Annotated in this window: 5 protein-coding genes; 1 reads left to right on the forward strand and 4 read right to left on the reverse strand. The window is 43.8% G+C overall.

Annotated elements, in window-relative coordinates; all coding sequences use genetic code 11:
- Positions 1–164: 164 nt before the first annotated feature.
- The 4 genes from zupT to GX348_07710 form a co-directional block, all read right to left on the reverse strand.
- The gene (zupT, locus tag GX348_07695; GenBank protein ID NLP42067.1) at positions 165–1,013 is read right to left on the reverse strand and encodes a zinc transporter ZupT; all 849 of its coding nucleotides are present in this window, start codon (positions 1,011–1,013) and stop codon (positions 165–167) included.
- A gap of 198 nt (positions 1,014–1,211) precedes the next feature.
- Positions 1,212–1,448 carry a hypothetical protein gene (locus tag GX348_07700; protein NLP42068.1) on the reverse strand — a complete coding sequence of 79 codons (237 nt, stop codon included), beginning with the start codon at positions 1,446–1,448 and terminating at the stop codon, positions 1,212–1,214.
- 217 nt (positions 1,449–1,665) lie between these two features.
- Positions 1,666–3,015 (reverse strand): lipase family protein, encoded by a 1,350-nt coding sequence (locus GX348_07705; protein NLP42069.1) that lies wholly within the window; start codon positions 3,013–3,015, stop codon positions 1,666–1,668.
- A gap of 48 nt (positions 3,016–3,063) precedes the next feature.
- Positions 3,064–3,741 (reverse strand): NAD(P)H-binding protein, encoded by a 678-nt coding sequence (locus GX348_07710; protein ID NLP42070.1) that lies wholly within the window; start codon positions 3,739–3,741, stop codon positions 3,064–3,066.
- A 242-nt stretch (positions 3,742–3,983) separates the two neighbouring features.
- Here GX348_07710 and GX348_07715 point away from each other — a divergent pair.
- On the forward strand, positions 3,984–8,421 hold a 4,438-nt coding region (locus GX348_07715), incomplete at its 3' end, for an AAA family ATPase (protein NLP42071.1).

Genomic DNA, 8,421 nt, shown 5'->3' on the forward strand with positions numbered 1-8,421 from the left:
GCAGAAGCAGTACCAGTTTTCTGATTTGAGCACGCTAAATATTTACCGTGAGTAAGAAAAAGTACACAATTTTGTGCAGTTTTTTACTTTGCAATAATTGTGTATTTGATATTAGCATTTACACCAACAACAGTCTTCAGACTAGAAAATCATTAAAAACTAAACTATACGAACAATAAAAGGCTTACAGCCATTACCATCATACCTGAAACCAAACCATAAATTGAAAGATGATGCTCACCGTACTCTCTAGAAGCTGGCAGCAATTCATCTAAAGATATAAACACCATTACACCTGCAACAAGAGCAAAAATGATACCTAAAAGAATATCATTCAGAAATGGCATAAGGATAAGATAACCTATTAAAGCTCCGACAGGCTCAGAAATCCCAGATAAAAAAGAATACAGTAATGCTTTTTTCCGACTGCCTGTTGCATAATATATCGGCACAGACACTGCAATCCCTTCCGGTATATTGTGAATAGCTATAGCAATTGCAATGGGGACACCAATCTCCGGTTCTTTTAGTGTTGCAATAAAAGTTGCAATGCCTTCAGGAAAATTATGAATCGTTATAGCTAACGCCGTGAACAGACCCATTCTAAGAAGCTTATGATTTTTTTTGGCTTCTTCCCTTTGCCTTATTTGCTCTGCATGATGTCCTTTCTCCGGATTGTCTTCGTGCATTTCTTCAACTGAATGAAGTTCATGCGGATTCTCCGATTTAGGTATTAATTTATCAATTATACCTATTAATAGCATACCGCTAAAAAATGAAATTACGGTGATTAATGCCCCCGTCTTCGAGCCCATTTCAGCAATCAAAGCCGTCTGGGCATTAGCAAAAATTTCTATCATAGACACATAGATCATAACTCCTGCTGAAAACCCAAGCATTATTGACAAAAATTTCGGACTGCTTTTCTTAGAAAAAAAAGCTATCAAGCTGCCTATACCCGTACTCAATCCTGCAAATAAGGTTAGAATAAAGGCAAAAAGTACATTATCCATTACGTATACTCCCTTAATATTTTTCAATACTATTCTATCATTTTCCAGAGTAGACTCAAGGGTATGTTCCGTTGGTATGCTCGGGGGTTGCATAACGTGATGACCGCTTAGCGGTATTTGAAGTTAGAGACAAAAAAGAAGCAGACCGACGCGCTTAAGAGCGATGCCGGTCTGCTTGCTTACTTTTGTTAATGATTTTCAGCCGTGCGCGGCTTTTTTTATTGCGGCGATGGTTTCTTGGCATTCTGGGTATTTGAAGAATTCGGTATGGACGCGGGCGAAGGCTTGGCGGAATTCGGGACTTTCTTTTAGTAGTTCGGTCGACATATCCAAGGCCGAGACGACCATGCGGACAAATTCCTCATGTTTTGTCGGATCTTTTTTTAGTTCCGCCAATTTGTCAGTAGCCATTGATGTCATTAATTCTTCCAGCATGTTTTCACCTCTTTGCTTAATTATATAGCTGGCCTCAGGTTGATATTTCTTTTGCCATCTAGGTTGAATTTAGTATATCCGCTAATGTCTGCAATTACTAACTGGTTTTTCAAGGTTGGCTGTAGTTTTTACGGTACATGTTAAATCTGATAGATTGAGACAGATAGAAACGGCGTTACCGAAACGCTAGGCTCGGTAACGCCGTTATGTTTATTTTCTATATATCAGGATTAGTAGAAGTTCGTCGGAGGGCGTCAACTAAAGCTGAGCTGCTGCCTTTGAAAGCATGGATAAATGCTTCTAACGGTGTTAAGTTGTAAGTCCCTGTCGAATATATTGTTAGATCAGTTGCTGTCCCAGTGCTTACGTCATAGATGGTTTGGGTTAAGGTGATATAGTAGGTGTGGCGCTCTTGTTTGACTTGCAAGGCGCTAACCTCAGGGACGATTGCCCAGCGGCAACCGGCGGCAAGCGCGTTTTCCCGCCAATCGTCTGAATTCTTATCGGCTGTAACGAAATTGGGTATTATGCGGCGGGTTTCATCTCTTAATGCCTCACTCATGTACCGGTATTCGTTTTTCAAAGCGGGCGGGAGATTGTTTTTGAGGGGGGCGATGTAGACCGGTTCAGTTATTGCCTCCTTCGAAATACGTGGTTTGGCTAACTCTGCGCCGGCAAGCAGGGCCTTTTTTCGCTCGTCGTAATAGTTTTTTAGCGCTAAATCTACGTAGCTGGTTAGTTTATGCGGATCGTCGTGAGTAGTGGCTGGCAGTTCCCATTTTATTTCCCGGCCAAACTGCTTATAGCCGCCGGCTAAGGTTTGCAAAACACCGGTTACGGGGTCGCCTGAGATTACAACGCGCGTTAGGTCAAGGATTGGCTGGTATTTTGCGGCAAAAGCGGGATTACCTACCGCGGGAGCGCCAAAGGTAATAACTTTAAGCTTGTCTGGCGGTATACCTATATCAATAAGTCTTGCCCCGGCGATGGTGGCCGCTGCCCCGCCCAGACTATGGCCGGTGAGATAGAGAATATAGTCGTTGTCAGAGTTGAGCAGGTCAGTGAACCGAAGGGAAGGGCCGGAAGAATCACTCAGCTTTGCCGTCAACCCGCTTTGGGTAAATTCATTAAAGCCCTTATGAACTTGCGGTTGGTCGGTTGATATATTCTTTAAAGCCGCATTTGCGGCAAATTCTTCAAAGGTGCTGCCGCCAAAATAAACCTTGTCAGCCTTAAGGTTAAATTTCATATCGTTAAGATTCTCGGTTCCCACAATGGCGACGATGTAGACAGTCTTTCCCAGAAGGCCATCTTTTTTAGCTACAAGGAAGCGTGCTCCGGCCTTATTATGTGGCTGAACATAATGCGCAATTTGCCAACCGTCTTGCTCTAAATAACGGGTCGCTAATTCTCCGGCTCTATCGTGATAGGATGCCATGCTGGCTCCGCTTGTTATAGATAGTTCATAGGCCTCGTCATATGCTTCAAGTGGCCCCGCATATCCAGTCGCAGGCGCGGAGGCTAGTATCAAAATGCTGAGCAGTAGTAATTTGAATAAATGTTTCATAAATTGTCCTGCCTAATAATATGTTTTAAGGTTTAAATGATCTGGTGCTTACGATTCGACTAAGGAATAAGCAAGCTGGTTAATTTTATCCGATTGAAAGGTGATAATACCTGAGTTTGGAAGCTGGGCGGCTCTGTACATCCCGGCGGCCACCGTACTAGCCTTAATAGGTTTATACTTTTTTAAAGGACCGTTAAACATAAAGGGTATAAATTTGGACAGAAATGCGGCTGTGTACTCGCCAAACCGGAATTCTTTACGTTTGCCAACCAACAGGGATGGCTGAAAAACATATAAAGCTGGCAGCCCTAGCTGTTTTAAATCTGCTTCCAACCTGCCTTTCAGACGCGAATACCAGACTGGGGAGTTAGGATTAGCACCTATTGAGCTAATAACAAGAAATTTATCAGCGTCCATGGCCTTTGCGAGCTTGGCTGCTGACATCGTATACTCGTAATCTACTTTATTCATGGCCTCGCGGGTTTTAGCTTTTTTAATTGTTGTTCCAAGGCAGCTAAAAATGTCATCCGCGCTAAACTTGTCTTTGGCTTGTTCGAGGGAATTGAAATCTATAACCACTTCAGTTAATTTCGGATGTTGAATGGCGAGCGGTCTGCGTACCAGGATTGTAACGCGCTGGTATTCATCGCCGTCTAATAAAAGTTTAAGCAATTCTCCGCCCACTAATCCACTTGCTCCCAGCAATAATGCTGATTTCTGCGCCATTTCGTCCCCCCTTTTAAGTGACAGCTAACCTACTTAAGCTTATTACATTATACATTATAGTTGTTTTGTCCGGCCATTAACATAAGAAAATTGCGGTACCCACCTTAAACATTGACAATTAGTTACAAATAAGCAGTATTATGGAAAACAAAACAGAATTTACTAACGTTAGATATAATGAACTGAGGTGAGGATTACGATCCTAAAATTGCATCTTGAAGACAGGCTGGTGTGATTCCAATATGATTATTCCTAACTATGAAATTAAAGAAAGAATTTTTGAAAGCAAGACCTCTTCAATTTTTAAGGCTTACCATAAGAGAAATCCAAACCGCCCGCTTACGTTAAAGGTCTTAAAGACGGTTTCTCCGTCAAATGCTGCTGTTGCCCAATTCAACCAGATAATAGAGCATCTCAGAGTAGTAAACAGCAGTCTTGTTATTACGCCCAGTGCATTTACCGTAAATGAAGAGTATTGTTTTGTCAGCCAAGAGTATTTTGACGGGATACCGCTTGACAAGCTATGTAATGTGCGGAATAAAAATTCTTTAAATGATTTTTTCGCCATTGCCTGTCAACTGGCTTTGGCGCTTGAGGCCATTCATGAGGCAGGAATCATTCATGGCGGAATTAAACCGCACAATATATTGGTAGACCCTAATACCTTAGCAATCAGGCTAATCGATTTCATAAGCTCATTCGATGTTAGGGACGTCAGTCACTTTATTTACGACCGCTCTTTTGTAAAGGATACCTTAGCTTATACCTCTCCGGAACAAACCGGACGAATCAATCACAGGGTGAATTTTTCATCTGATCTGTATTCGCTTGGGATAGTATTCTATGAAATGCTAACCGGCCGGTTGCCATACTCTTCGGATGACCCGCTTGAGCTAATCCACGCGCATCTTGCTGAAGAGGCGCCTTGTGTATACAGATTAAATCCTGAGGTTCCCCCTATTTTAAGTGGAGTTATAACCAAACTGATGTATAAAGCTCCTGAAAAGCGCTACCAAAGTGCAAAGGGGCTATTTAATGACTTGGTAAGGTGCCGCGATGAATATGGAGCCCAGGGCTCAATTCGTGAATTTGTGCTGGATAGATATATTTACACAAACAGGGTCACTTTCATTTCCAAGATGGTTGGGCGCGATGCAGAAGCTGATCTAATCCTGCGAGAATACGAGCAGGCAGCTCAAGGGTCCTTTCGCTCGCTTTTTGTGTCCGGGTTGTCAGGCATAGGCAAAACCCGCCTTATCCAAGAACTGCAGGCGCCAATTGTAAAGCATCGAGGATATTTCACATCAGGAAAGTTCGATGTATACCAGAAGAACATTCCCTACAGCTCGCTGATACAAGCTTTTAGGAATCTGGTCAGAACATTTCTGACCGAAAGCGACGAGAATGTAGCGGCCTGGCAAAGCAGGATTTTGAAGGCCGTAGGTAGCAATGGCCGGGTCCTGACCGATGTTATTCCTGAACTGGAGAATCTGATAGGCACACAGCCCGAGGTTAAACCACTACCACCGGTTGAATCAATGAACAGATTCAACAATGTCTTTGGCCGGTTTTTAACCTGCCTGGCAAGCAATGAGCATCCGCTGACTTTATTCATCGATGACCTGCAGTGGTGTGATGCCGCCTCCTTTGACTTTCTGGCAAACATCTTTGCGAACCATGAGGAGCACCCGTACCTTTTCTTCATAGGTTCGTACCGCCATAACGAAGTCGACTTAAGTCATCCTCTGACAAAGCTTATTCGCAGTGCTAAAGAAGGTCGCCAACCATTGGAAGAAATCCGGCTGGGGCCGTTGAACTCCAGCTACTGCCACGAGATGGTCTCATACATTCTTGACGCTCCGATGGCGCAAACTGAGGCGTTATCCGATATCATAAGCATATTGAGCGAAGGCAATCCGTTATACGTAAGCGAAAGTCTATCATATCTGTACAATGAAGATCTCTTGATGTTTGATAGGGAAAGGCAATGCCGTTGGGATATTAACAAAATCCGTCAGTCTAACATGCCCAATACGGTGGTTGCGCTTTTCGATACAAAGATTCGCAAATTCCCGCCTGAGTTAGTAGCTTTGTTGGAGCTCTGCGCTTGCATGGGCAATACTTTTTCGCCTGCTGATATAGCCTTAATTCAGGAAATAACCTTGGTAGAAACGTTTGAAATCCTGAAACCAGCCCTGGGGCAAGGACTGCTGATGGAGAATAAGAGTCAATTGCGGTTTATCCATGATAAAGTCCAAGAAGCAACCTTGTCTCATATATCGGCGGACAGGCGTCGTCAGATTCATTGGCAAATTGGGAATCATTTATTGAAAAGAATTAATGAAAACGCTCAAAATATTGAAAAACCAGAAGCGCTTTTTGCTGTTGTTTCCCATCTAAATTTGGGTAGGGATAGCAAGCTCGATTCTGATACTGCCTACCGCTTAGCTGATCTTAATTATCATGCCGGTAATAAGGCGTTAGATTCATTGGCGACCAAGGCCGCTAACGACTATTTCAATTTGAGCAAGGAACTGCTGCCGTCTGATTGCTGGGAGGAAGACCATTATGAACGCACCTTCAGAATATATCAGATGGTTGCTAAGACAGAGCTTATGTGCGGCAATTACGAGCGCTCAGAGAGTGTGCTGACAGAACTCCTGGATCATGCGAAAACTGATTTAGACAAAGCTGAGTGTTTGGCAGAGCAGACAGCTTCATTATCCTCTATCGGCAATTTTAAAAAGGCAATTGAGACGGCTAATCGGGGACTGGCCTATTTTGGGAAAGCTATCCCGGATAGTCCGAATGAGTCGGATGAGCGGTGCCGGAAGCTGATATCTGAAATAGTCGCAAGGAATAAAAATATCTGGCAGACTATCCTAAATGTGCCGTTCACTACCGATCGAAAAAGCAAAATCGAGCTAGCCTTTTACAGCGAGCTGATTCCTGACCTCTATCTGTCGGGCATGGTGCCGCAGCTTTATCTCGCGGCTGCGCAGTCAACTCAGCATTGTCTTGCGGGTGGCATGGATGAGTCGGTAATATATTCCTTTAGCATTATGGGACTTCTGCTTGGCGAACAGGGCGATTTTGAACAAGCGTTTAAGTACGAAGATTTAGCGCGCGATCTGTCGGCCAAATATCCTAATACGTTTGGTGCAACCCGTGGCATGAACGGAATAGTTTGGTGCAATATGCACTCAAGGTCCCGCCCAAAGGAAATCGTAAACTATTGTCTAAAAACCATTGAGTGCGGAAAAAACTGCGGTGACCTGTATAACGCTGGGCTTTCTTACGGGCCTCTAATGTGGAATCTTCAGGTTCAGGGCACCGATATGTCTGCCATTGAAGATTATGCCAAGGAATGTCTGCAATTTTCAAAAAGATATCAGCTTTCTTTTTTAGTTGGTCTTGCCGAAGCCATGCAGGCAGGCTGGATTGAACCCATGAGGAGAGATTATTCACCCTTACCGATGGACGAGAAATTACGGCAATGGGAGCAGAATAATCATATTGCCTCTGTCGGAAGTTACTACGTCCACTTGGCATTGGCGCATTATTATCACGGGGAGCACGAAAAAGCACAGCTATATCTTCGTAAGGGCCAACAATACCTTTCCGGCCTGACCGACAATGTGCTGAAGCGGCAGTGGCATGTATTTCTGGTATTAAATGAGCTTAAGATGTACGAAAAAGGCTTAGGCGCGCTTAATGAAGGCGAATTACAGGCAAGAATCCGGCCGGTTATTGAAAAGATTGAAAGATGGGCTGCATTAGGTCCGTTATTGAAACCATATCTCGCTTTTCTCTATGCTGAAGTTGAGCGAGTCACCGGTAAGTTTAATGAAGCCAGAGGCCGCTATCTCGATGCTATAGACACCGCACAGCAGCAAAACTATACCTTCCTGGAAGGCTATCTTAACGAATGTTTTGGGGAGTTTCTCGTCAAATCCGGTAAGCATTCGGAAAGACTCTATTTTGTGGAAGCAGCTCGGTTATACAAGAAATGTCGGGCGGAACGAATGTTGCTTAATCTTATCGAGCGATATCCTGAGTACTTTGAGGTGGAAAATGGTTCCTCCCAATATTGTGAGGCTGAGTCTGTTGCAATTCTGCCTAATCTTGACGTCGAATATCTTATGAAATCCTCTCATGCCATATCAGCCGAAATAGAACAAAACTCCTTAGTGAAGAAGATTATGAAAGTAGTCCTTGAGAGTTCCGGGGCGCAGCTCGGCTATTTACTTACTGAAGAAAGTGGAAAATTAATTATCCAGTCGGGCGGTCACATTACAGAACAAGCGGTCCAGATGCTTAATCAAGAGCTTGATAACATTCCGGATATTTGCAAAGCGATTGTCCGTTATGTGTATCGAACCAGGGAGCGGGTGCTTCTTAACAATGCTTGCCACGAGGGCATCTTCAAAGATAATCCGGAGGTTCAGAAACTACAGCTGCGTTCAGTGCTCTGTCTGCCGGTGATCAAACAAACAGAAATGATCGGCATACTATATTTAGAAAACCGGTTGTCAGGTTCAGTATTTACCCCGGAAAAGACCCGGATGACCGAACTACTGATGATGCAGGCAGCTATTTCACTAGAAAACTCCCGCTTGGTTGAGGGGATGAAGAAGGCGGAGGAAGCATTGCGCAGTGGGAAAGATGAGTTAGAGCTGC

This window comes from Veillonellaceae bacterium (genome assembly GCA_012523975.1).
GTDB lineage: Bacteria > Bacillota > Negativicutes > JAAYSF01 > JAAYSF01 > JAAYSF01.